Here is a 20975-nt window from a genome sequence, read left to right on the forward strand (position 1 = left end):
TCTCGCGAAGAAGAGCCGTCGCGGCGCCACAGGCGCGACACGATCGCATCGAAACTTCGGCAGATCGATTCGCAAACGCCCAATGGGGAAGCTTCGTCATGCGCGCCGCAGATTCAACTCGCCGAGAAACGCGCACAACGCGCAGAGAAGCGACGCTCGCAACGCGCAGAGAGATGCTGGCTCTCGCCACGGCCGCCGCGCTGTCGCCGCTGGCGCCGGCGCGCGCCGCCTATGACGTGCGGGCGGAGCCGAGACCCGAGCCCATGTCCGGCGACGAGGTGGTCCGCAGCGGCCATCGCTTCTTCGGCGCCATAGCGCGCGACCTCGCCCAGGGCGTCGAGCAATTGGCGCGACGCTGGGGACGGCCCAACGCCTATGTGCTCGGCCAGGAGGGCTCGGGCGCCTTCGTCGGCGGCCTGCGCTATGGCGAGGGGGTGATGTACACGCGCAACGCCGGCCAGCGCCGCGTCTTTTGGCAGGGGCCTTCGCTCGGCTTCGACGCCGGCGCCGATGGCGACCGCACCATGATGCTGATCTATAATCTGCCCTCGGTGGACGCCATCTACACGCGCTTCGGCGGCGTCGCCGGTTCGGCCTATCTGGTCGGCGGATTGGGCTTCACCGAGCTGTCGGCCGACGGCGTCGTCGTCGCGCCGATCCGCGCCGGGCTCGGCGCGCGCCTCGGCCTCAATCTCGGTTATTTGAAATTCACGCCGGAAGCGACCTGGAATCCGTTCTGACGCATCGCGCGATGACGATCTGCGTCTCGCCATAGCGGCGACGCTCTTTCTCGACGACGCCCTCCGGCAGCGATAACGGCGCGTCCGCCGCCTCCTCGACGACGATCAGCGCGCTCTCGGCGAGCCAGCCGCCTTCGATCAGCGAGCGCAGCGCGCGCGAGGCGAGATCGCGCCCATAGGGCGGATCGAGAAAAGCGAGCGTGAACAATTCGCCCGGCGGCGCGAGGCCGAGCTTGGTCGCGTCCCGCCGAAAGACGCGCGTCACGCCGCCCGCGCCCAGCGCCTCGACATTGGCGCGCAGCAGCGCGCGCGCCTCGGCGCCATCGTCGATGAAGAGGATTTTCGCAGCGCCGCGCGACAAGGCCTCGAGGCCGAGCGCGCCCGTGCCGGCGAAGAGATCGACGACGCGTGCGCCCGGAACCGGATCGTCATAGGCATGGGCGAGAATGTCGAAGACGGATTCGCGCAGGCGATCCGAAGTGGGACGGATCGCCTGCGATTGCGGCGTCTTCAGCACGCGGCCGCGAAAGCTGCCGGCGACGATGCGCATGGGCTAGCGCGGCTTGCGCGGCGCGCCGCCCGGCTTGCGCGGCCCCTTGCCGGGGCCTTTGCCCGCTGGCCCTTTGCCCGGTCCGCCTCTGCCAGGAGCCGCTCTGCCCGGAGCCGCTCTGCCCGGCTCCTTGCCCGCGCCGCTCCGCGGCGGACCGCGACGCTCGCCCGACGGCGGACGCGCATCCCCGTCACGACGCGGCGGGCGCCCCTCGCCTTCCTTGCGCGGCGCGCGCTCGCCCCGCGGCGCGTCGCCGGAGTCGAAACGCTTGCCGGCGCCCTTGCCCGCGAAGCTCTTGCCAGCGCCGAAGCTCTTGCGTTCGCCGAAGCTCTTGCCAGCGCCGGACGTCTTGCCGGCGCCGAAACTCTTGCGCTCGCCACGCTCGAAACGCTCGCCAGAGGGCGCACGGGCGGCCGCTCCCTCGCGACGCGGCGGACGCTCCTCGCCCTCACGACGCGGCGCGCGCTCACGGCGCGGCCCATCGCCAGCGCCGAAGCTCGACCCGCGACGCTCGCCCCGATCGAAACGCTCCGTCCGCTCGCCGCTGCGCGAACGCTGCTCCACCCCCTCGCGACGCGGCGGACGACCCTCGCCCTCGCGACGCGGCGCGCGCTCACGGCGCGGCCCATCGCCGGCGCTAAAGCTCGACCCGCGACGCTCGGCACGATCGAAACGCTCGGTCCGCTCGCCCGTGCGCGGACGCTGCTCCGCCCCCTCGCGACGCGGAGGACGCCCCTCGCCCTCGCGACGCGGCGCGCGCTCACGGCGCGGGCCATCGCTAGCGCCGAAACTCGAACCGCGACGCTCGCCACGATCGAAACGCTCCGTTCGCTCGCCAGCGCGCGGACGCTGCTCCGCGCCCTCACGACGCGGCGGACGCCCCTCGCCCTCACGACGCGGCGCGCGCTCACCGCGCGGCCCATCGCCGGCGCCGAAGCTCGAACCGCGACGCTCGCCACGATCAAAACGCTCCGTCCGCTCGCCCGATGCGGCGCGCGCCGGCATTCCTTCGCGCCGTGGCGCGCGACCCTCGCCCTCACGCCGCGGCGGACGACCTTCGCCCTCGCGACGAGGCGCACGCTCACGACGCGGCCCATCGCCGGCGCCGAAGCTCGGACCGCGACGCTCGCCGCGATCGAAACGCTCGGTCCGCTCGCCAGCGCGCGGACGCGCAGCAGCGCCCTCGCGACGCGGCGGACGTCCTTCGCCCTCGCGCCGAGGGGCGCGCTCGCCCCGCTCGAATCGCTCCTTGCGCTCTCCGCCAGAGGCCCGCGCATCATCGTCACGGCGCGGCGGGCGGCGCTCGCCGGCAAAACGCGCAGGACCCGCCTCGCCCTCGGCCCTCTCGGCGCGGAAGCGGCGGGCGTTGCGCGTCGTCGCCGGCTCCTCGGCGCGGCGCACCGGCACGATCTTCTCCACCGGCACGGCGCGACCCTTGCGGTCGCTGGTCGCGGCGCGCTCGATGCGGGCGCGCGGGCCTTTGCCGCGCGTCTCCTCGCGCTCTGCGCGCAAGGTCGTCACATGCTTGCGCGTGCGCGTCTTGGCGCGCTGGCGCGCCTCCTCGGCGGCGACATGCGGCGGCTCGTCCGAGTCGCGGCGGGACGACGAAAAATCGACGCCGGCGAGCTCGGCCAAGCCCTTGCCGAGCTGCTCGCGCAACGTCTTCAGCTTCACCTCCTCGACGACGCCCTCCTCCAGCTCGCCGAGCTGGAAGGGGCCGAAGGAGATGCGAATCAGCCGATTGACGTCGAGCCCCAAATGCTCGAGCACGCGCTTGATCTCGCGATTCTTGCCCTCGCGCAGCGCCATGCTGATCCAGACATTGGCGCCCTGCACGCGATCGAGCTTGGCGTCGATCGGCGCGTAATCGACATCGTCGACGGTGACGCCCTTCTTCAACTCATCGAGTTGCGCCTGGTCGATCTCGCCATGGGCGCGGACGCGATAGCGGCGCGTCCAGCCCGTCGCCGGAAGCTCGAGCGTGCGCGCGAGGCCGCCGTCATTGGTCAGCAGCAGCAGGCCTTCCGTATTGATGTCGAGCCGCCCGACGCTGACGAGGCGCGGCAGATCGGGAAAGCGCTCCTCGAGGAAGCCGAAGACGGTCTCCCGCCCCTCCGGGTCCTTGGCGCTGGTGACGAGGCCGGCCGGCTTGTGGAACAAAAACAAGCGCGTCGGCTCACGCTCGGCGAGCGGCTGGCCGTCCACCTCTATGCGGTCGCCCTCCTGCACATTGAAGGCGGGGCTGTCCAGCACGCGGCCGTTGACGGAAACGCGCCCTTCCGTGACCCAGATCTCGGCGTCGCGGCGCGAGCATGCGCCGGCGCGCGCCATGACCTTGGCGATGCGCTCGCCCTCGAAGGCGCTGGCGGCGGCGTCGGGCTCGGCCGCTGCCGGTTTCTTGGCCGGGATGCGGCGACGCGGCGGCTGGTCGCCGCCGTCCTTACGGCGGGCGGGTCTTTCTGGCTTTTTGTCGGTCATCACGCCCTGATAGCAGGTCGCGGGGCCAAAGAGAAAGGCGCGACGGCCGCTTTTTCACTCGTCATTCGCCATGAATCCGAGTTATGGCCTCGAATCCACGTAGGGAGTCGGCCGCAGCCCCGCGAAAGCCGGCCGCGGTCCCCTATTTCGGCGCATAGAGGCAACAGACGTCTGGAGGCGGTATGGCTCATCTGATCGTGCATGGCGGACGTCCGCTCAGCGGCAGGATCATCCCTTCCGCGAATAAGAACGCCGTGCTGCCCATTCTCTGCGCCACGCTGCTGACCAGAGAGCCGCTGCGCATCCATGGCGTGCCGGAGATCACCGACGTCAAGAAGATCCTCGAATTGTTCCGCACGCTCGGCAGCGACGTGCGGATGGATTTTGCGACCGGCCTGCTCGAGCTGCGCCATGAGGACACGCGCTTCGATCCGTCGATCCATCGACTGCCGGCGGAGATGCGCTCCTCCATCATGCTGGCCCCGCCGCTGCTGGCGCGCTTCGGCGTCGCGCGCATAGAGGACGATGTGAAGGGCTGCACGCTCGGCGCGCGCGAGATCGACCCGCATATAGAAGTGCTGAAATCCTTCGGCGCGACGATCGAGCGCAGCGATGATTCGCTCGTCATCCGCTCCGACGGCCCGCTGCGGGCGACGCGACATTGGCTCGATTACGCGTCCGTCACCACGACGGAGAATTTCGTGCTGTGCGCGGCGCTGGCGAGCGGCCAGTCCAAGCTCAACAACGCCGCCTCCGAGCCGCATGTGCAGGAGTTCTGCGCCTTCATGGAGACGCTCGGCGCGCGCATCTCCGGCATCGGCACCTCGCAGCTCACCATAGACGGGGTCGACTCCCTCACTGGCGGCGAGTTCCATCTCACGGAAGACTTCCACGAGGTCGCGACCTTTCTGGCGCTGGGCGCGATCACCGGCGGCGGCGTCGAGGTGAAGAATTCCGCGCCCGACCAGTTTCCGCTGATCGACCGCACTTTCGCGAAATTCGGCGTGCATGTCGTCCATGAGGACGGCTGGTCCAAGACCAGGGCCAATGGCCCGCTGAAAGTGGCGGAGCCCTTCACCCGCAATGTGCTGCAGAAAGTGGAGGCGGCGCCCTGGCCCTATCTGCCGGTCGATCTTCTGCCCATCTTCATCGCGCTCGGCGTCAAGGCCGAAGGCAGCGTGATGTTCTGGAACAAGGTCTATGACGGCGCGCTCGGCTGGACCGGCGAGCTCTCCAAATTCGGCGCGCATGTGTTTCTGTCGGACCCGCATCGGCTCATCGCCTTCGGCGGCAAGCCGCTGGTCCCGGCGCAGGTGGAGAGCCCCTATATCATCCGCGTCGCCATCGCTCTGCTGATGCTGGCGGCGAGCATAGAAGGGCGCTCGATGATCCATAACGCCACGCCGATCAAGCGCGCGCATCCGCGCTTCGTCGAGAATTTGCGCATGCTCGGCGCGGAGGTGGAATGGACCGGCGGGGATTGAGGCGGCGGCGCGCCCATCGCGGCTAGAACGCGATCGCCCCAACGAAAGAATGCGAGACTAACCACGATCCTAAAAATAATTTCCGCAGGGAAACAAGAGCTCGATGAAAATTGATCCTGAGATGGCGATGTCTTTATTGACATACTACATAATATCAGGAGTTCCGATCGCAATGCTGGTTCCGGCATTGGCGACTCATAGCTCCCTGTGCCCGCTTGATAGTGATTTTCTCAAGAATGGGATTTTTTTGCAGTTTTCACAGCATGGCGTCGTATCAAGCACCGAAATTTGCACATTCCGATGCTTATTTATCGTATACGTTATTGCAACAACTATTTTTGTCATTTTTTTACGAAAACCTTTGCAGGTTGCCATCAGCCGGCGGCAAATGCGCTTGGAAGGTGAGGTGAAAGGCACGACCGCGATATTTGTCAGCTTTCTCATGCTAGGCTTATTCGCGCTTGTTCCTTCATTTTTGCCAAATTTACTTCCACTGAGAGGAGACGCTGACATTTACTTTGAGCAAAAAAGCGCACATATGCTTATGTTTTCGCTTTGCGCGGCCGTTTGGTCATTCGGCTTTGCTTTTCTCCATTGGGGCCGAATTCTCGATCCAGATGCCTAAACAAGTTCCAGCTCAATCGGATAGCGCTCTAGAAGATCGCTTCTATGCCCTTACGGCGGATGAGGTCGAGCAGAACGAGCGCGGGGCCGGTCGGCCGCTTCGCGCCGCGCTCGAGCTGAGAGACATAGCCCACCGTAAGGTTGAGATAGCGGGCGAAGACCGCTTGGCTCAACCGCGCCTTTTCGCGGAGGTCGCGGATTTCCTCGCCCGTGATCGGCGCGGGCGCTGGCGCGCGGTCCTTGTCCAGTTGACGCAATGTGATCTTTGCGTGACTCGCCTCGTCCATGATGCCGAGGCGGCGCATGTCTCCCGCAGTTTCGAGAATGGCGTCACGCAAACGGCTCGTAGCCTCGCTAGGCGTCGCTTTCTTTGTCATGCCGCACCTCCTGAATTGCTCCATCCTCGAGAGCCGCCTCGATGCGTTCCGATGTCGCTTCGAGCCATCCGCGCGCCACGAGGCGCAAATCCTCCAATTCGTCCGGCTCGATATTTTCCCTTTCGTTCTTGGCGAAGCCGTAAAGAAAAACGGCGCGCTCCTCGACGCGAAAAGCGATGATCATGCGATAGCCGCCGGAACGTCCTCGGCCCCGTCTGGCGACGCGCTGCTTGATGAGGCCGCCGCCCAAATCAGCGTCGATGAGGCCGCGCGCGGCGCGCCCGATCGCTTCGCTCAAGTTCTCGTCGTCGATCCGCTCGCTGCGGGCGAACCGCGCAAACCATCTGATTTTGAAGACGCGCACCACGGCCCCATAGTTCTACGAACTATAGCTCTTTGAACTATAATTTCAAGCAGCCGATCGGGCGGCCGACAGTTCAGCCGCTTGATTCGCGTCGGGCCGTGTTCGATATTCAGCGCGCTCGGCCGACGAGAGCCCTGTGGCGCCCATTTGGCGCGAGACCAAGCGAACAGGGCGAATGACCGACCCCCTCACCGCCGCCTTCGACGCCGCGCGCGAAGCCTTCGCGGCGAATGAGGTGCCCGTCGGCGCGACGATAGCGCGCAATGGCGAAATCATCGCCGTCGCGGGCAATCGCACTTTGCGCGACAAGGACCCCACGGCTCATGCGGAGATGCTCGCCATACGCGCCGCCTGCGTGGCGCTCGGGAGCGAGCGGCTCGTCGATTGCGATCTCTATGTCACGCTCGAGCCCTGCGCCATGTGCGCGGCGGCGATCTCCTTCGCGCGCATTCGCCGGCTCTATTATTCGGCGGAAGACTTGAAGGGCGGCGGCGTCGATCATGGCGCGCGCTTCTTCTCGCAGAAGACCTGCCATCATGCGCCGGAGGTCTATGGCGGCTTGCGCGAGAGCGAGGCGGCCGAGCTGCTGCGCGCCTTTTTTCAGGCGCGGCGCTGAAGCGAAAGCCGCGCGGCGGCGCTCTGCAATCCTTCGATCACCTCCGCGCGGCAGGCGTCGCCCGCCTCGAAGATGCGCTTGGCCTTGAAGAGATCCAGCGCGAGATATTGATTGACCGCGGGCGAGATCAGAACGTCGGGCGGGCTCTCCTCGATCATGCGCTCGCTGATGGCGTTCATCATGATCTGGCTGGCGACGATGATCGTCTCTATCGGCGAGGGCGGCCGATTACGCGCGCGTCCGCTCGCTGTTCCCGAGACATCGACGGCGAGCACGATATCGGCGCGGCCGGCGAGATGATTATACGGCAGCGGATTGACGAGGCCGCCGTCGATCAGAAAGCTGTCGCCATAGGCGACCGGACGCACCAGGCCCGGAATCGCCATGGAGCCGCCGACCGCCGGACGCAGCAAACCAGACGAGATCGCCGCCTCACGGCGCAGGCGAAAATCCGTTGTCACGGCGGTGAAGGGAATTTGCAGCACTTCGAATGTCTCCGGCATGCCCTGCGGCCAAAAGGCGTCGAGGAAACGCTCGGCGTCGATGAGCGCCGGATGCGCGAGATCGGAGAAGGTGCGCGCCCGTCGTCGTGCCCGCGAGCGCAGCAGGCGCCGCGCGAGACGCATGCGGTTGCGGAACGCAGCCTCCGCATGGGCGCGCAATTGCGCGCCGGAAAAGCCCGCGGCGTAAGCGGCGCCGATGATCGCGCCGATCGACGTGCCGGCGATGGCGCAGGGGCGCACGCCCAATTCGTCCAGCGTCTCCAGCACCGAAATATGGGCGAGGCCGCGCGCGCCGCCGCCGCCGAGCGCCACAGCGACGCTGAAGGGAAAATCGCTCACAGAAAAAGGTCGAGCGCGGCGAATGTCGCCTCGGGCGCCTCCTCGGCGAGATAATGGCCGCTGTCGATCTCAACGCCGTGAAGATCATCCGCCCATTCGCGCCATTGCTCGAGCAGAGCGGCGCCATGGCCGGAAAAGCTCGCCGCGCCCCATAGCGCCAGAGTGGGGACGACGATCTTCTCGCCCGCCGCGCGATCGGCGAGATCGAGCTCGCGATCCGGCCCCGCGCCGGCGCGAAAATCCTCGCAAAAGGCGTGGATGCGCGAGGGCTCGTCGAAGGCGGCGCGATAATGGGCGAAGGCCCGCGCATCGAAAGCGTCGAGCGTTCCGCTCTTGGTTCCGCTCGCCAGCGTATCGGCGAGAAAGGCTTTCGGATCTAGGCCGATCAATTGCTCGGGCTTGGGCGCCGGCTGCGACAAGAGCCGCGCGCGGCCGAGGCGCTTGAGATTTGCATCGCCGAGCGATTCCTCGAGCGGAGCTATATCGAGCAGAGCGAGCTTCTCCAGCCGCCCCGGATGATCGAGCGCCAGACGAAAGCCGACGCGCGCGCCGCGATCATGGCCGATGAGCGAGAAACGCACATGGCCGAGCTGCTCCATCACGACAATGACGTCCTCGCCCTGCGCGCGCTTCGTATAGGCCTCGCCCTTCTCGCTCGCAGGCGCGGAGGACCAGCCATAGCCGCGCAGATCCATGGCGACGACGAAGAAGCGCTCGGCGAGCCGCGGGGCGATCTTCTCGAAGGCGACATGAGTCTCGCCGAAGCCGTGCAGCAGCAGCAGCGGCGGACCGGAGCCGCCGGAGCGGGCGAAAATCGAGCCGGCGGGCGCATCGATCCAATGCGAGGCGAAGCCGGGAAAAAGATCTGGGAGATCTGACATCTGACCTTAGCCCTTCCGTTGGAGGCGCGAAGATTCGGCGCGAAGATTCGTCTGAAGCCTTTCTCAGCGCGAAAGATTTTCAAAAGAGCCGGGCGCGAGCATGCTCCAGGTCTTGCCGTGTCTCTTATCCACAACAAATAATCTGGTGCGGCCGAACGGCCGTGGCGCGCGATTTGCGAAGTCTCCGTGATCCCCGAGACCGCTGTCGGAAAACCGACAAAGGCCTCTAGCCAGAACCGGAACGGTACGTTAAGCTACTGAAATCACAGCTAGTTTACAACCCTTCCAAACTAGGTGCGGAGATGATCGTCTGCTCTTGCAATGTGCTCTCGGACGGGCAAGTCCGCGAGGTTCTCGGAGGAAGATCGGATCGCCCCAGCGTCGGCGCGATCTTCCGGCATATGGGGTGCGAGCCGCGCTGTGGCCGATGCGCGCGCAACATCAGCGCGATCGTCGATCAGCATGCGGCGATCCCCTCCGATCATTGCAGTGGGGCCGGCGAATGCGATAATTGTCGCGCCGACGAATTGGCTGCATGACCCGGTCCGCTCTGGCCGGGCGGAAGGGGGAACCATGCGCGGTGACGCGAAGCTCATCGAATATCTGAACCGTGGCGTCCGCGCCGAGCTGACGGCGATCAATCAATATTGGCTGCATTATCGTATCCTCGATAATTGGGGCTTCAAGGAGCTCGGCAAGAAGTGGCGTCACGAATCCATCGAGGAGATGGAGCACGCCGATAAATTCGTGCATCGCATCCTCTTCCTCGAAGGCTTCCCGAACATGCAGAGTCTCGATCCTCTGCGCATCGGCCAGTCCGTCGAGGAGATCATCCGCCTCGATCTCGCCACGGAAGTCGACGCCCGCGCGCTCTATCTCGAGGCGGCGGCCTATGCGCTGTCGATCAACGACCGCGTCAGCAAGCTGCTGTTCGAAGAGGTCGTCGAGAGCGAGGAGCGCCATATCGACTTCCTGGAGACGCAGCTCGAGCTGATCAAGCAGCTCGGCGTGCAGCTCTACTCGCAAAAGCACATGGGCGACCTCTCGTAAGAGGCGCCCGGGAGCCCGCGCCGATCGCGGGTTTACCCGAGCTCCGCATGACAATGCCCAAGTCGGGCGAGCCCGACTTGGGTGCGAGCGTCTCAAAAGGAGGCTTCATGCGCCGCCGCTCAAGCGCGTGAATGCTCGGGCTCGGCGTGAGCGTTCCGCGCCGCTTCCGTCCGAGCGTGACGGCCGGCGCAGAGATGCGCCACCGCGAAGGAGAGCAGCAGGCCGAGAAAGGCCGCCGCCGCCATCGCCAAATAGGCGCGCTCCCCCGCCTGCGCATAGAGCGGTCCGGACAGGAAGGTGAGCAGGCTATTGCCGCCGGCGATGGCCGCCGCCAGCCAGGCTTGCGATTGCGCGAGGCGCTCCTTGCCGCCGAGCTCGGCGAGCAGATAGGCGGGGCCGATCTGCACCGCCGCGCATGAGGCGCCATGCAGCGCCTGGGCGAAGAAAATCCCATAGGGGCCGGGATCGGCCGACATCAGCAGCCAGCGCAGCACGGCGCCGATCGCGCCGACGAGCAGAAAGGCGCCCGCTTTCGACTCGCCGCCGAACCAGCGCGCCGCCATCAGAAAAGCGATCACCTCGGTGGCGAGCGCCGCGACCCAGGCGAAAGAGACGAAAGTGTCGCTATGGCCCTGCTCTTTCCAATGCAGCGCGCCGAATGTGTTCACCATCGAATGCGAGCTCTGCACCAGCGCCGCGGCGACGATGACCAGCGCCACCAGCTCCGGCCGCGCGATGCGGCCGACGGATTGCCGCTCCTCTCTCGCTCCCGACGAGCCGAAGCCGATCAGCGAGCCCATGCAGGCGAGGCAGGCGAAGGCTCCGACAGCGGTGAGCAGCCAGACGATATCCTCCACCGCGAGCGCGCCGGCGACCGGCCCGCTGGCGGCGAGAAAGACCAGGATCGACATGGAGCCCCAGCCGCGCACCCATGAATAATGCAGCTGCGGCAGGCCGGCCTCGCGCCGGCGCCGCGCCTCGCCGAAGGTGACGCCATCGGCGAGCGGCGCCAGCGGCCCCTGCGCCAGCGCCACCATGGCCCCGGCGACGAGCAATGCGAAGAAGCCGGAGGAGAGCCCCATCACCGCATAGGCCGCGGCCACGGCGGCCATGCAGCCGACGAGCAGCGCGCCATGATCGCCATGCTGATCGGCCCGGCGCGAGGCGAGCAGCATGGAGCCGATGCGAATGACCGGCTGCACGGCGAGAACGGCGGCGATCTCGAAAGCATCGAGCCCGCGCGCCGACAGCCAGATGGAGAAGAAGGGCAGCTGGACCCCGACAATGGCGTAGATGGAGGCCTGCAGCAGCGACAGCCTCAGCTCCGCATGGCGCCCGGCCGCCGTCTCGCCGCTCGGTAGTTTCGTCAAATGGTCACTCCATCGCGGCCGCTTTGAGAATGCAGACCATGGTTGCATGGGCGGCGCTCCGCCCCAGATTGCGGATCACATGCGGGCGGTCGCAGCGGTAACGCAACGTCTCGCCCGCGCGCACGATCTCCTTGGCGCCGGCGACCTCCACCTCGAGCTCGCCCTCGCGCATGGACAGGCTCTCGACAGAGCCGCGCTGATGCGCGTCGGATTCGAGAACTCCCCCCGGATCGGCGGAGAATTCATAACATTGCAGCCATTCTACGGTCTTGATCCATCCGATGATCTCGAGCCGGCACTTGCCGTCGTCGGAGACGAGAATCGGCGTGTCCGCTCGGCTGGTCTTCTCGAGGAAGGGCTCGTCCTCCGTCGTCTGCAGCACACGCTCGATGGACACATCGAGAGCCTGGGCGAGGCGCCAGATCGTGGCGAGCGTCGGATTGGTCTCGTTGCGCTCGATCTGGCTGATGATCGATTTGGCGACGCCGGACTGCTGGGAGAGTTCCGACAGCGACAGATTATAGGCCTTGCGCAGACGCTGGACAGTCGCGCCGAGCTGCCCGGACAAAGCCAAGGCTCCGGCTTCCAGAATCTTCTGCTTTTCCCGGCCTTCCACGCCCATGACGCCCGTTCCTTTCGACATGATCGCGTTGATAATCGAATTCGTTCGAAATATCGAACGGGAAATTCGCCACGACTCCGCGCGCCTCGCGCGGTGTCATCGTTACGCAACAAGAATCTGGTGGGAAGGAGACGCTGCGGCACAAAAAGAGGCGGGCGCGTCAAAATGACCGCAATCGATTCATTGGCCGATTCGCAGAGCGCCAAGCGCTTCAGGACACTGTTCCTGTCGGATCTCCATCTCGGCACGAGAGGGCTTCAAGCCGAGCTTCTGCTCGACTTTCTGAAGCATCACGACGCCGACACCATCTATCTCGTCGGCGATATCGTCGACGGCTGGCGCTTGAAGGGCGGCTGGTATTGGCCGCAGGCGCACAATGACGTCGTGCAGAAGCTGCTGCGCAAGGCGCGCAAGGGCGCGCGCGTCGTCTATGTGCCCGGCAATCACGACGAATTCGCCCGCGACTATACGGGCATGGAGTTCGGCGGCGTCGAGGTCGCGGAGACCGATATTCACGAGACCGCCGACGGCAAGAAAATGCTCGTCATCCATGGCGATCAGTTCGACATAGTGGTGCGCCATGCGCGCTGGCTCGCCTTTCTCGGCGACTGGGCCTATGAGGCCGCGCTCTTCGCCAACACCTGGGCCAATCGCGTGCGCCGCCTGTTCGGCGTCGATTATTGGTCCTTCTCCGCCTGGGCCAAGCTGAAGGTAAAGAACGCCGTGAACTTCATCGGCGATTTCGAGCAGACGCTGGCGGCGGAAGCGGCGCGGCGCGGCGTGGACGGCGTCGTCTGCGGCCACATTCATCACGCGACGATCCGCCACATAGAGGGCATGCTCTATGTGAACACCGGCGATTTCGTCGAGAGCTGCACGGCGATCGCCGAGCATGCCGACGGACGCTTCGAGATCCTCTATTGGCGGAAGACCGCCAAGGAGCAGGAGGCGGCGGCAGAAGCCGCCGCGCAGCAGCCGCCGGCCCTGCCGCAGGCGAGGGCCGCCGCCTGATGCGGATATTGATCGCGACGGACGCCTGGCGTCCGCAAGTCAACGGTGTCGTGCGTTCCTTGGAGGCGATGGCGAGCGCGGCGAGCGCGCTCGGCGCGTCGATCGATTTCCTGACCCCGCAGGATTTCTCCTCCATCCCCATGCCGACCTATCCGGAAATTCAGCTCGCCTTCGCCTCGGCGGGAGCGGTGGCGAAGCGTCTGGCGCAGGGCTACGACCATGTCCATATCGCCACCGAAGGGCCGGTGGGCATGGCGACGCGCGCCTGCTGCCTGCGCCAGGGGCGGCGCTTCACCACGAGCTATCACACGCGCTTTCCCGAATATATTCACGCCCGCACGCGCTTTCCGGTCGGCGTGACCTATGCGCTGCTGCGCCGCTTCCACAATAGCGGCGCGGGGACGATGGTCTCGACGCAGACGCTGGCGCAGGAGCTCTCCGCGAGAGGCTTCCGCCGGCTAATGCGCTGGTCGCGCGGCGTCGATCACCAGCTCTTTCACCCAGATAAGGCGGTCGATCTCGGCTATCCGCGGCCGCTCTATCTCTATGCCGGCCGGCTCGCGGTGGAGAAGAACATCGAGGCGTTCCTCGCGCTCGATCTGCCGGGCACCAAGCTCGTCGCCGGCGACGGGCCGGCGCGCGCGGCGCTCGAGGCGGCCTATCCGCAGGCGCGCTTTCTCGGCGTGAAGACCAGCGCGGAACTGGCCACGCTCTACGCCAGCTCGGATGTGTTCGTCTTTCCGAGCCGCACCGACACTTTCGGAATGGTGCTGCTGGAGGCAATGGCCTGCGGCCTGCCGGTCGCCGCTTTTCCAGTAGCGGGGCCGCTGGATGTGGTCGGCGCGAGCGGCGCCGGCGTGCTGAGCGAGGATTTGCAGGCGGCCTGTCTCGCGGCGACGGAGATTCCCTCAGCCGTGCCGCGCGCCCATGCGCTGACCTTCACCTGGGAAGCGAGCGCGCAGCAGTTTCTCGGCAATGTCGCGCTCGCGCATCAGAACGGCGTGGATGCGGCGGCGGCTCAGGCGGCCGCCGGCAAGGCCTGCTCAGCCAAACAGCCGAAGCTTTTCGTGCAGGGAGAGATGATCGAGCCGTGACAGCGCCACGAGGCGCGGATCGACCGGCAGCGCCGGTTCGGTCTTCGCCGGCGTGGTCTTCGGAAGGCTGATCTTGGGCGAGCCGGATTCGCGCGCGCCGAATTTGGGCGCATCGATGCGTGGCGCATCGAGTTCGACCGGCGCAGTCTCCTCCGGCAGAATCGCGCGAGCGACGAATTCCTCGAACACGATCTCATTGGACGCCGGCTCGGCGGCAACGGCAGATTCTGTGATCTCTATCGCCTGCGGCGGCTCCTCCAGCTGCGCGACGCGCTCGGGCTCGAAAGCGACAGGCTCAAAATCGACAGGCTCGGGCTCGGAAGCGACGGCCTCGATCTCGATCGGCTCGGCGACGACAGATTCCATCTCGAAGGATTCGACCAAGATCGGCTCGGCGTCGATCGGCTCCGCCTCCACGAGAGTCTCGACCTCGGCGATTTCTATCGGCTCATCCGCCACCTCGATCTCGAGAATCGGCTCGACGCGCTCCTCTTGGATTCGATGCGGCTCGTCGATGATCTCGATCGTCGCGGACTCGATGATCGCGCGCGGCGCTTCTTCCGGCTCCGCGGCGGGCGCGTCGAGCAATTTGGAGAATTGCTCGACCAGCGCATCGGCCTGCGCGCAGAGCTTCTCCTCGACGCCGCTGGCGCGCAGCGTGCGCGCGAATTCCTGCGCGCGCTCGACGAGGCGTCGCGGCAGGCGCCAATCGGAGGCGGCCTCCTGCTCCTCTGCGCGCTCCTCCGCGCGCGCAGCGATGCGCTCCAGACGATCCACCGCGAGCACGAGCCGCTCGGTCTCCTCGACGCGCTGACGGCGCGCATATTCGAGCAGGAACCAGCGGCCGCGCACGGTCTCCATCACCGCGGCTTCGATTCTCTCATAGTCTTCGGGATAGAGTCCGGTGGGCGGGGCCGGTAGGTTCATAGGCGGTCCTTGCGGGACAAAGCGCCGAATCAGCGCCTGTTCAAGGAAAGTCTGCGACGGCGTTTTATGCAAGCGCGAAAACGCTTTCACGCGGATCACGCGTGCGTTTCGGCGATGGTGAGAAAGGGCCAGCGCGCGCGAAGGCTCGCGGCTTTCGCCGCGAACAGCTCCGGCCGCGGATTGAGCGGATTGGGGCGCAGCACGCCGGCGAAGAGATCGTCGAGACGCGCCGGCGCATAGAGCTCCAGCGCGTCGTCCACACGCCGCGCGGCGACGCGCGTGCATTCGATGAGAAAACGATCGACGCCATCGGCGCTGCTGCGCAGCTGCGGATAGCCCGGACCGAAGCGCTCGCCATACCAAAGATGCACGCGCGCCTGATTCTTCAAATCGACGCGAATGGGAAGATCGGCGAAGAGCGCGCGAGCGCGGCGAATGGCGCGATCCTCCGCCTCATAGGAGATATCCTCGTCGAAATAGAAAATGTCGTAATCGAATATGTCCTGCGTCGCCGGCCGGCCGCTGTCGAGATTCCAAACCGTCTGGAACAGGCAGCCGGCGACGAGCCAGGCGTCCGCGAGGCGAAGGCTCGGCAGACGCTCGAGGATGACGGCATTATGCGGATTGCTCTGGATCGCCATAGCGAGACGCTCTTGCGCCTCTGGCGCCAGAGTTTCGAGGCGAGGCGGCGTCATCTTCTCCTCCGATTTCGCGCTCGCCGCGAAGCTGCTAAATATCACGACGAACGCGGCCGCCGCGTGAGCTTCGGCGCAGGAAAAACGACATGAGCCTCTCAGCCGAAGAAATCGAGCGCTACGCGCGCCATATCGTTCTGCGCGAGGTCGGCGGGCCGGGCCAGCAGCGGCTGAAGAAAGCGCGCGTGCTCGTCGTCGGCGCGGGCGGGCTCGGGTCGCCGCTGCTGCAATATCTCGCGGCGGGCGGCGTCGGCGTGCTGGGCATTGTCGATGACGACGAGGTCTCGCTGTCCAATCTGCAGCGGCAGGTGATTCACCATACCACCGCCGTCGGGCGGCTGAAGGTGGACAGCGCCAAGGACGCCATCCATCGGCTCAACCCGCATGTGCATGTCGAGCCCCATGCGCTGCGCCTCACGGAGCACAATGCGCGAGCGCTGATAGCGGGTTACGACATCATCGCCGACGGCTCCGATAATTTTTCGACGCGCTATCTCGTCTCGGACGCCTGCTTCTTCGAAAAAAAGCCGCTCGTCACGGCGGCGGTCGGCGGCTTCGACGCCTCGCTGACGACGCTGCGCCCCTTCGAGAACGACGCCGAGGGCCGCCCCAACCCGACCTATCGCTGCCTCTTCCCGGCGGCGCCGCCAGCGGGCGCCGTGCCGAGCTGCGAGGAGGCCGGCGTGCTCGGCGCGCTCACCGGAATCGTCGGCGCGATGATGGCGCTGGAAATCATCCGCGAGATCGTCGGCTTCGGCGAGGGGCTGGTCGGGCGCCTGCTGCTGATGGACGCCCGCTCCATGCGCTTCGAGACCTTGCGCTACGCCTATGATCCCGACAATCCCCTGACCGGCGTCACAGCGCCGCGATGACGGCGATCTCGACCTTTCGGTCAACGCGCCTCGAACGCTCAATTCGAACCAAACACGGATTTGTGCCAGTAAGTGGTTTCATCATCGAACCACAATTTGTTGGCGTCATTGCGAAATTGTCGCAGCCACTTCATATCCAGCCCGTAGCGGGTCGCAAGCCCGATCAACTCGCGTAAACTGTGCTCATCGACCGGATCCGTCAATGTAATTTCGAGTCCACTTGGACAGCCGACAAAACCATGCACCGCGTCGATCGATTTGAGCCAATAAAAGAAACTGTCCTCGTCACCATTCGAGAAAAATGGGATCGGCTCCCCTATTATAATTTTCATATATTCCTCGGCGTGTCGTCAAAGTTTGCCCCGGCCGTATCGATAGACCGCCCGGAGCCAAATTTTCTGCCGAGCGCGACAAACGCGCCCTGAATCGTCAACCGGCGTCACAGCGCCGCGATGACGGCGATCTCGACCTTGTAATCGGGCGTGACGAGCTTCGCCTCCACGGTCGCGCGCGCCGGCGGATTGCTCTTGTCGACCCAGACGTCCCACACCGAGTTCATCTCGGCGAAAGTGGCGATATCGGCGAGATAGATGGTGGCGGAGAGAATCTTCGCCTTCTCGCTGCCGGCCTCCTGCAGAATCGTGTCGATGAGGCCGAGAATCTCGCGCGTCTGATCGGCGACCGCGCCGCCCTTGGCCGCCTCGGCCACCTGGCCCGCCGTATAGATCACGCCGCCATGCACGACGGCCTTGCTCATGCGCGCGCCGGCGCCGATCCGCTTGATGGACATTTTCGAGTTTCTCCGAAGGTTGCGAGTGGGCTCGGGGAAGAGCTGCGGCGGCGGGGAGCCGCTTCATAGGCAGGAGCTATCTATCGAGTGAAAAGCTCTATCATAGCTCTACATACACAAAGAGCGGGGACGGCCCTTGCCTCTCCCCACTCTTTGGTACCCGTCCTTTGACCGGACTCGTCTATAGGCGCCATCCGCGAGAATAGTGTGGAGCGTCTCGCGAGACGTGCAGAGTTCCGGCGTCCTCCCCGACTTGGACCTCAGCCAGCGATTGGTCGAACGCATTCTGCGTTCATATGTTTTTAGCCAGCTCGGCGAAGGGGACATTATGACAGCCGTGGCGTTTTGTCACCCAAAAAAGCCTGCCGCTGGAATGAAATTGTGCGGAGGGCGCCCGCCTTCGGGGCAGGCTGTTCTCCGCTCGAGCGAAAAGGCGCGCCGACCCACCCGGGGAGCCGGCGCGCGATACTATCCGAATAGGCAGGTTAAATATTTGCCGAGCGCTAGAGAAGTCACTCGCCCCAGCGAGAGGGCTGTCGATCGCGCTCAATGCCCTTCGATTTTCGCGATGGCGCGATCGAACCTCAACGCGGCCAAACTGTCCCGTGAAATCGTAAAAGTGAGATTGCCCATGTCCCACCACATGAACCGCGGTCCGCTGCCATCGCTTCCCAGTTGCAGAAGCAAGACGGAGTCGGATTCGATATCTTCCTGAATCACATGCGAATGCCCGAGCATCCGGTGTCCACTTCCCCCGGGCGAAAAATTATTCCCGGGATGCGCGGCGTCGACCTCGTTGGAGAAGGATGCCGCCAATTCTGGAGAGTCCAGCAATAGAGTCGCCATCGAAAGAGTGGCCGCGAGCCGGAGATTGGGCCAGATGTGACATCCGAGGGCTTTCATACGGTCGGAATTCTCGGCGACCAAGCCACGCACCAGCCGCCTTTCGTCGTCTTTCAACAGCGCCGAACGCCCGCGCGCGACAAGCTCGGCACACGTCCGTTTCACGCGCGTCAGCCAATCGCCATACTCCATGCGAACCCTTTCGCGGTCCTCTGCGCTCACACTCATGAGATCGTAGCGGCGAGCGAACAGATCATCGAAAGACAGAACGCCTTCCCGCCACTGGTTGCGCGCATGAAACAGATTTAAGAGAGCATCCTCGACTCTGAGCGGCAAATCGCTTTCGGCATATTCGAAGGTCGTTGGCGTCCTATGCTCGCCCGGCCAAGCTTCGACGAGTCGCAGCCACTCTCGGACATCGTCCCCGTAAGGAATGCCGTCGGGACGCTTCCAGCTCGGAGCGGCGACCGCGCGAACGGGACAATAGGGAAACAGGCCCTTGTCTGAGGCGCCGGGATCGCGATATTCGGCGGCCTCTGTTCGCGTATAGTCGACATCATCCAGGAACCAGCCGGCGTCAGAGGGCGGCGCTCGGAAAGGAAAGCTCGACACGTCGCCGCGGTAATAAAGAACGCGCCAAGCGTCCGGGCCAAACGTGTCGAGAGGTTCCGCTGTCAGCGCCAGCGCGAAGAAGAATAAGACTCCCTCTTGCGGTAGCAGCTCGCGGTCGGGCACGTCTGGCAAATCCTCGAGGCGAATCTGGGCGAGAAAATCCAGCGAAGCGGTGACACCTTCGAATTCGTCGCCATCCGGGAAGGCAATGCGCGGCCACTCCCAACCGTCCGGCAAATTCGGGCGTCCTCCAATATGGGAGACCCAGCCGTCAGGTGTATCTCTCGGCGGCCAAATCCGATCGAGAAAAACGCCCATCTTTTTCGACGCATCTGGGTTCCACATTATATGTTCCTCTCGAAATCCATTCGGCCTACCGCCTCTGAAGACCGACTTCTCTCAATCTCGACACACTAACCATTCCTGCTCGACCGAAACTAGTCGAGCAGGAAGAAAATCAACGATGGCGGCGCCTCCGCCCGGAGGACACGGGCACGGCCGTCGAAAACCGACGGCCCCCCCCCCCCCGCAGCGCGCCTAGAGCGGGATATTGTCGTGCTTCTTCCAGGGATTTTCCAATTCCTTGTGGCGCAGCAGGGCGAGCGCGCGGGCGATGCGCTTGCGTGTCGCGCTCGGCATGATGACCTCGTCTATGTAGCCGCGCTCGGCGGCGACGAAGGGCGACAGGAAGCGGTCCTCATATTCCTTGGTGCGCTGGGCGATCTTCTCCGCGTCGCCGATATCGGCGCGAAAGATGATCTCGACGGCGCCCTTGGCGCCCATGACGGCGATCTGCGCCGAAGGCCATGCGTAATTCACATCGCCGCGCAAATGCTTGGAGGCCATGACGTCATAGGCGCCGCCAAAGGCTTTGCGGGTGATGAGCGTCACTTTCGGCACAGTGGCCTCGGCATAGGCGAAGAGCAGCTTGGCGCCATGCTTGATGAGGCCGCCATATTCCTGCGCCGTGCCCGGCAGGAAGCCCGGAACGTCGACGAAGGTGACGATCGGAATATTGAAGCAATCACAGAAGCGCACGAAGCGCGCCGCCTTCTTGGAGGCGTCGATGTCGAGCACGCCGGCCAGCACCATGGGCTGATTGGCGACGAAGCCGACCGTGCGGCCCTCGATGCGGCCGAAGCCGACGACGATGTTCTTGGCGTGCGTCTCCTGAATCTCGAAGAAATCGCCCTCATCGGCGATCTTCGTGATCAGCTCCTTGATATCATAGGGCTTGTTTGGATTGTCGGGGACCAGAGTATCCAGCGAGGCGTCGAGGCGCTCGGCCTCGTCGAAGCTCGGCCACTCCGGCGGCTCCTCCTTATTCGAGGAGGGGAGGAAATCGATGAGCCGGCGCATCTGCAGCAGCGCCTCGACGTCATTGTCGAAGGCCTTGTCGGCGATGGAGCTCTTTGTGGTGTGGACCGAAGCGCCGCCGAGCTCCTCCGCCGTCACCGTCTCATTGGTCACGGTCTTCACGACGTCCGGGCCGGTGACGAACATATAGCTCGTGTCGCGCACCATGAAGATGAAGTCGGTCATGGCCGGCGAATAGACGTCGCCGCCGGCGCAGGGTCCCATGATGACGGAAATCTGCGGAATGACGCCCGAGGCCATCACATTGCGCTGGAACACCTCGCCATAGCCGCCGAGCGCCGCGACGCCCTCCTGAATGCGCGCGCCGCCGGCGTCGAACAGGCCGATGATCGGCGCCCGGTTCTTGAGCGCCATATCCTGCAGCTTGGTGATTTTCTGGGCGTGGGTCTCCGAAAGAGAGCCGCCGAAGACGGTGAAATCCTTGGCGAAGACGAAGACGGCGCGGCCATTGACCGTGCCCCAGCCGGTGACGACGCCGTCGCCGGAGATTTTCTCGCCCTTGTCCATGCCGAAATCGGCGCAGCGGTGCTCGACGAACATGTCGAACTCCTCGAAGGAGCCGTGATCGAGCAGCAGCTCGATACGCTCGCGCGCCGTGAGCTTGCCGCGCGCATGCTGCGCGTCGATGCGCTTGACGCCGCCGCCGAGACGCGCCGAGGCGCGCCGCTGCTCGAGACCTTCGATGATATGTTTCATGGAACGACCGATCCTGCAGGTTGAATGGATGCGCCGAGGAATTCCCCGCTCGACGGCTCT

At 65.0% G+C, this 20975-nt stretch carries 23 protein-coding genes; 9 read left to right on the forward strand and 14 right to left on the reverse strand.

Annotated features, from left to right (window positions below; translation table 11 throughout):
• Positions 1–173: 173 nt before the first annotated feature.
• Complete coding sequence (locus METLW3_RS0116250; RefSeq protein WP_024880914.1) at positions 174–740, forward strand: DUF1134 domain-containing protein; 567 nt, start codon at positions 174–176, stop codon at positions 738–740.
• Here METLW3_RS0116250 and rsmD read toward each other — a convergent pair.
• Positions 709–1290 carry a 16S rRNA (guanine(966)-N(2))-methyltransferase RsmD gene (gene rsmD / locus METLW3_RS0116255; protein ID WP_024880915.1) on the reverse strand — a complete coding sequence of 194 codons (582 nt, stop codon included), beginning with the start codon at positions 1288–1290 and terminating at the stop codon, positions 709–711. The genes METLW3_RS0116250 and rsmD overlap by 32 nt on opposite strands.
• Before the next feature lie 3 nt (positions 1291–1293).
• Complete coding sequence (locus METLW3_RS0116260) at positions 1294–3768, reverse strand: pseudouridine synthase (protein ID WP_024880916.1); 2475 nt, start codon at positions 3766–3768, stop codon at positions 1294–1296.
• 182 nt (positions 3769–3950) lie between these two features.
• On the opposite strand from METLW3_RS0116260, the gene METLW3_RS0116265 reads away from it, so the two are divergent.
• The gene (locus METLW3_RS0116265; RefSeq protein WP_024880917.1) at positions 3951–5252 is read left to right on the forward strand and encodes a UDP-N-acetylglucosamine 1-carboxyvinyltransferase; all 1302 of its coding nucleotides are present in this window, start codon (positions 3951–3953) and stop codon (positions 5250–5252) included.
• A 103-nt stretch (positions 5253–5355) separates the two neighbouring features.
• Positions 5356–5877 (forward strand): hypothetical protein, encoded by a 522-nt coding sequence (locus METLW3_RS28335; protein WP_157516586.1) that lies wholly within the window; start codon positions 5356–5358, stop codon positions 5875–5877.
• Between the two features lie 28 nt (positions 5878–5905).
• Here METLW3_RS28335 and METLW3_RS0116270 read toward each other — a convergent pair whose 3' ends face one another.
• On the reverse strand, positions 5906–6253 hold the full coding sequence (locus METLW3_RS0116270; RefSeq protein ID WP_024880918.1) for a helix-turn-helix domain-containing protein: 348 nt from the start codon (positions 6251–6253) through the stop codon (positions 5906–5908).
• A complete protein-coding gene (locus METLW3_RS0116275; RefSeq protein WP_024880919.1) occupies positions 6231–6617 on the reverse strand; it encodes a type II toxin-antitoxin system RelE/ParE family toxin in 387 nt (128 codons plus the stop codon). The genes METLW3_RS0116270 and METLW3_RS0116275 overlap by 23 nt, the downstream gene beginning before the upstream one ends.
• A gap of 175 nt (positions 6618–6792) precedes the next feature.
• On the opposite strand from METLW3_RS0116275, the gene METLW3_RS0116280 reads away from it, so the two are divergent.
• Positions 6793–7233 (forward strand): nucleoside deaminase, encoded by a 441-nt coding sequence (locus tag METLW3_RS0116280; RefSeq protein WP_024880920.1) that lies wholly within the window; start codon positions 6793–6795, stop codon positions 7231–7233.
• On the opposite strand, the gene METLW3_RS0116285 is transcribed toward METLW3_RS0116280, so the two are convergent.
• Together METLW3_RS0116285 and METLW3_RS0116290 are read right to left on the reverse strand one after the other, a co-directional pair.
• A complete protein-coding gene (locus tag METLW3_RS0116285; protein WP_024880921.1) occupies positions 7218–8075 on the reverse strand; it encodes a patatin-like phospholipase family protein in 858 nt (285 codons plus the stop codon). The two genes, METLW3_RS0116280 and METLW3_RS0116285, sit on opposite strands and share 16 nt — an antisense overlap.
• Positions 8072–8956 (reverse strand): alpha/beta hydrolase, encoded by an 885-nt coding sequence (locus METLW3_RS0116290; RefSeq protein ID WP_024880922.1) that lies wholly within the window; start codon positions 8954–8956, stop codon positions 8072–8074. The genes METLW3_RS0116285 and METLW3_RS0116290 overlap by 4 nt, the downstream gene beginning before the upstream one ends.
• Positions 8957–9258: 302 nt before the next feature.
• Here METLW3_RS0116290 and METLW3_RS25775 point away from each other — a divergent pair, with 302 nt between their 5' ends.
• Both METLW3_RS25775 and bfr read left to right on the forward strand, forming a co-directional pair.
• A complete protein-coding gene (locus METLW3_RS25775) occupies positions 9259–9495 on the forward strand; it encodes a (2Fe-2S)-binding protein (RefSeq protein ID WP_018264260.1) in 237 nt (78 codons plus the stop codon).
• Positions 9496–9529: 34 nt separating this feature from the next.
• Positions 9530–10006 carry a bacterioferritin gene (gene bfr, locus METLW3_RS0116300; protein WP_018264261.1) on the forward strand — a complete coding sequence of 159 codons (477 nt, stop codon included), beginning with the start codon at positions 9530–9532 and terminating at the stop codon, positions 10004–10006.
• 119 nt (positions 10007–10125) lie between these two features.
• Here bfr and METLW3_RS0116305 read toward each other — a convergent pair whose 3' ends face one another.
• Together METLW3_RS0116305 and METLW3_RS0116310 are read right to left on the reverse strand one after the other, a co-directional pair.
• Positions 10126–11376, reverse strand: a complete 1251-nt coding sequence (locus METLW3_RS0116305; protein WP_024880924.1) for an MFS transporter — start codon at positions 11374–11376, stop codon at positions 10126–10128.
• A gap of 4 nt (positions 11377–11380) precedes the next feature.
• A complete protein-coding gene (locus METLW3_RS0116310) occupies positions 11381–11998 on the reverse strand; it encodes an XRE family transcriptional regulator (protein WP_024880925.1) in 618 nt (205 codons plus the stop codon).
• 165 nt (positions 11999–12163) lie between these two features.
• On the opposite strand from METLW3_RS0116310, the gene METLW3_RS0116315 reads away from it, so the two are divergent.
• On the forward strand, positions 12164–13009 hold the full coding sequence (locus METLW3_RS0116315; protein ID WP_051465450.1) for a UDP-2,3-diacylglucosamine diphosphatase: 846 nt from the start codon (positions 12164–12166) through the stop codon (positions 13007–13009).
• Positions 13009–14103, forward strand: a complete 1095-nt coding sequence (locus METLW3_RS0116320) for a glycosyltransferase family 1 protein (protein ID WP_024880927.1) — start codon at positions 13009–13011, stop codon at positions 14101–14103. Before METLW3_RS0116315 ends, METLW3_RS0116320 begins: the two co-directional genes overlap by 1 nt.
• Here the strand turns inward: METLW3_RS0116320 and METLW3_RS0116325 are convergent.
• Together METLW3_RS0116325 and METLW3_RS0116330 are read right to left on the reverse strand one after the other, a co-directional pair.
• A complete protein-coding gene (locus tag METLW3_RS0116325) occupies positions 14053–15030 on the reverse strand; it encodes a hypothetical protein (RefSeq protein WP_024880928.1) in 978 nt (325 codons plus the stop codon). The two genes, METLW3_RS0116320 and METLW3_RS0116325, sit on opposite strands and share 51 nt — an antisense overlap.
• Before the next feature lie 95 nt (positions 15031–15125).
• Complete coding sequence (locus METLW3_RS0116330; protein WP_051465538.1) at positions 15126–15725, reverse strand: nucleotidyltransferase family protein; 600 nt, start codon at positions 15723–15725, stop codon at positions 15126–15128.
• Positions 15726–15814: 89 nt separating this feature from the next.
• On the opposite strand from METLW3_RS0116330, the gene moeB reads away from it, so the two are divergent.
• Positions 15815–16597 (forward strand): molybdopterin-synthase adenylyltransferase MoeB, encoded by a 783-nt coding sequence (gene moeB / locus METLW3_RS0116340; protein WP_024880930.1) that lies wholly within the window; start codon positions 15815–15817, stop codon positions 16595–16597.
• Positions 16598–16635: 38 nt separating this feature from the next.
• Here moeB and METLW3_RS0116345 read toward each other — a convergent pair whose 3' ends face one another.
• The 4 genes from METLW3_RS0116345 to METLW3_RS0116360 form a co-directional block, all read right to left on the reverse strand.
• Positions 16636–16929, reverse strand: a complete 294-nt coding sequence (locus tag METLW3_RS0116345; RefSeq protein WP_024880931.1) for a hypothetical protein — start codon at positions 16927–16929, stop codon at positions 16636–16638.
• A 107-nt stretch (positions 16930–17036) separates the two neighbouring features.
• Positions 17037–17387 (reverse strand): RidA family protein, encoded by a 351-nt coding sequence (locus tag METLW3_RS0116350; protein WP_024880932.1) that lies wholly within the window; start codon positions 17385–17387, stop codon positions 17037–17039.
• Positions 17388–17933: 546 nt separating this feature from the next.
• The gene (locus METLW3_RS0116355; RefSeq protein WP_036308964.1) at positions 17934–19187 is read right to left on the reverse strand and encodes a DUF1963 domain-containing protein; all 1254 of its coding nucleotides are present in this window, start codon (positions 19185–19187) and stop codon (positions 17934–17936) included.
• Positions 19188–19379: 192 nt separating this feature from the next.
• Entirely contained in the window at positions 19380–20915 is a 1536-nt protein-coding gene (locus METLW3_RS0116360; protein WP_018266552.1) for an acyl-CoA carboxylase subunit beta, read from the reverse strand.
• Between the last annotated feature and the right edge of the window lie 60 nt (positions 20916–20975).

It is taken from the genome of Methylosinus sp. LW3 (assembly GCF_000527115.1).
Taxonomy (GTDB): Bacteria; Pseudomonadota; Alphaproteobacteria; order Rhizobiales; family Beijerinckiaceae; genus Methylosinus.

Coding starts and splice junctions, on each gene's coding strand:
- METLW3_RS0116325 (WP_024880928.1), bottom strand. CDS start 15,030: ATGAACCTACCGGCCCCGCCCACCGGACTCTATCCCGAAGACTATGAG.
- METLW3_RS0116260 (WP_024880916.1), bottom strand. CDS start 3,768: ATGACCGACAAAAAGCCAGAAAGACCCGCCCGCCGTAAGGACGGCGGC.
- rsmD (WP_024880915.1), bottom strand. CDS start 1,290: ATGCGCATCGTCGCCGGCAGCTTTCGCGGCCGCGTGCTGAAGACGCCG.
- METLW3_RS0116315 (WP_051465450.1), top strand. CDS start 12,164: ATGACCGCAATCGATTCATTGGCCGATTCGCAGAGCGCCAAGCGCTTC.
- moeB (WP_024880930.1), top strand. CDS start 15,815: ATGAGCCTCTCAGCCGAAGAAATCGAGCGCTACGCGCGCCATATCGTT.
- METLW3_RS0116350 (WP_024880932.1), bottom strand. CDS start 17,387: ATGTCCATCAAGCGGATCGGCGCCGGCGCGCGCATGAGCAAGGCCGTC.
- METLW3_RS0116265 (WP_024880917.1), top strand. CDS start 3,951: ATGGCTCATCTGATCGTGCATGGCGGACGTCCGCTCAGCGGCAGGATC.
- METLW3_RS25775 (WP_018264260.1), top strand. CDS start 9,259: ATGATCGTCTGCTCTTGCAATGTGCTCTCGGACGGGCAAGTCCGCGAG.
- METLW3_RS0116250 (WP_024880914.1), top strand. CDS start 174: ATGCTGGCTCTCGCCACGGCCGCCGCGCTGTCGCCGCTGGCGCCGGCG.
- METLW3_RS0116360 (WP_018266552.1), bottom strand. CDS start 20,915: ATGAAACATATCATCGAAGGTCTCGAGCAGCGGCGCGCCTCGGCGCGT.
- METLW3_RS28335 (WP_157516586.1), top strand. CDS start 5,356: ATGAAAATTGATCCTGAGATGGCGATGTCTTTATTGACATACTACATA.
- METLW3_RS0116270 (WP_024880918.1), bottom strand. CDS start 6,253: ATGACAAAGAAAGCGACGCCTAGCGAGGCTACGAGCCGTTTGCGTGAC.
- METLW3_RS0116280 (WP_024880920.1), top strand. CDS start 6,793: ATGACCGACCCCCTCACCGCCGCCTTCGACGCCGCGCGCGAAGCCTTC.
- METLW3_RS0116290 (WP_024880922.1), bottom strand. CDS start 8,956: ATGTCAGATCTCCCAGATCTTTTTCCCGGCTTCGCCTCGCATTGGATC.
- METLW3_RS0116320 (WP_024880927.1), top strand. CDS start 13,009: ATGCGGATATTGATCGCGACGGACGCCTGGCGTCCGCAAGTCAACGGT.
- bfr (WP_018264261.1), top strand. CDS start 9,530: ATGCGCGGTGACGCGAAGCTCATCGAATATCTGAACCGTGGCGTCCGC.
- METLW3_RS0116330 (WP_051465538.1), bottom strand. CDS start 15,725: ATGACGCCGCCTCGCCTCGAAACTCTGGCGCCAGAGGCGCAAGAGCGT.
- METLW3_RS0116310 (WP_024880925.1), bottom strand. CDS start 11,998: ATGGGCGTGGAAGGCCGGGAAAAGCAGAAGATTCTGGAAGCCGGAGCC.
- METLW3_RS0116345 (WP_024880931.1), bottom strand. CDS start 16,929: ATGAAAATTATAATAGGGGAGCCGATCCCATTTTTCTCGAATGGTGAC.
- METLW3_RS0116355 (WP_036308964.1), bottom strand. CDS start 19,187: ATGTGGAACCCAGATGCGTCGAAAAAGATGGGCGTTTTTCTCGATCGG.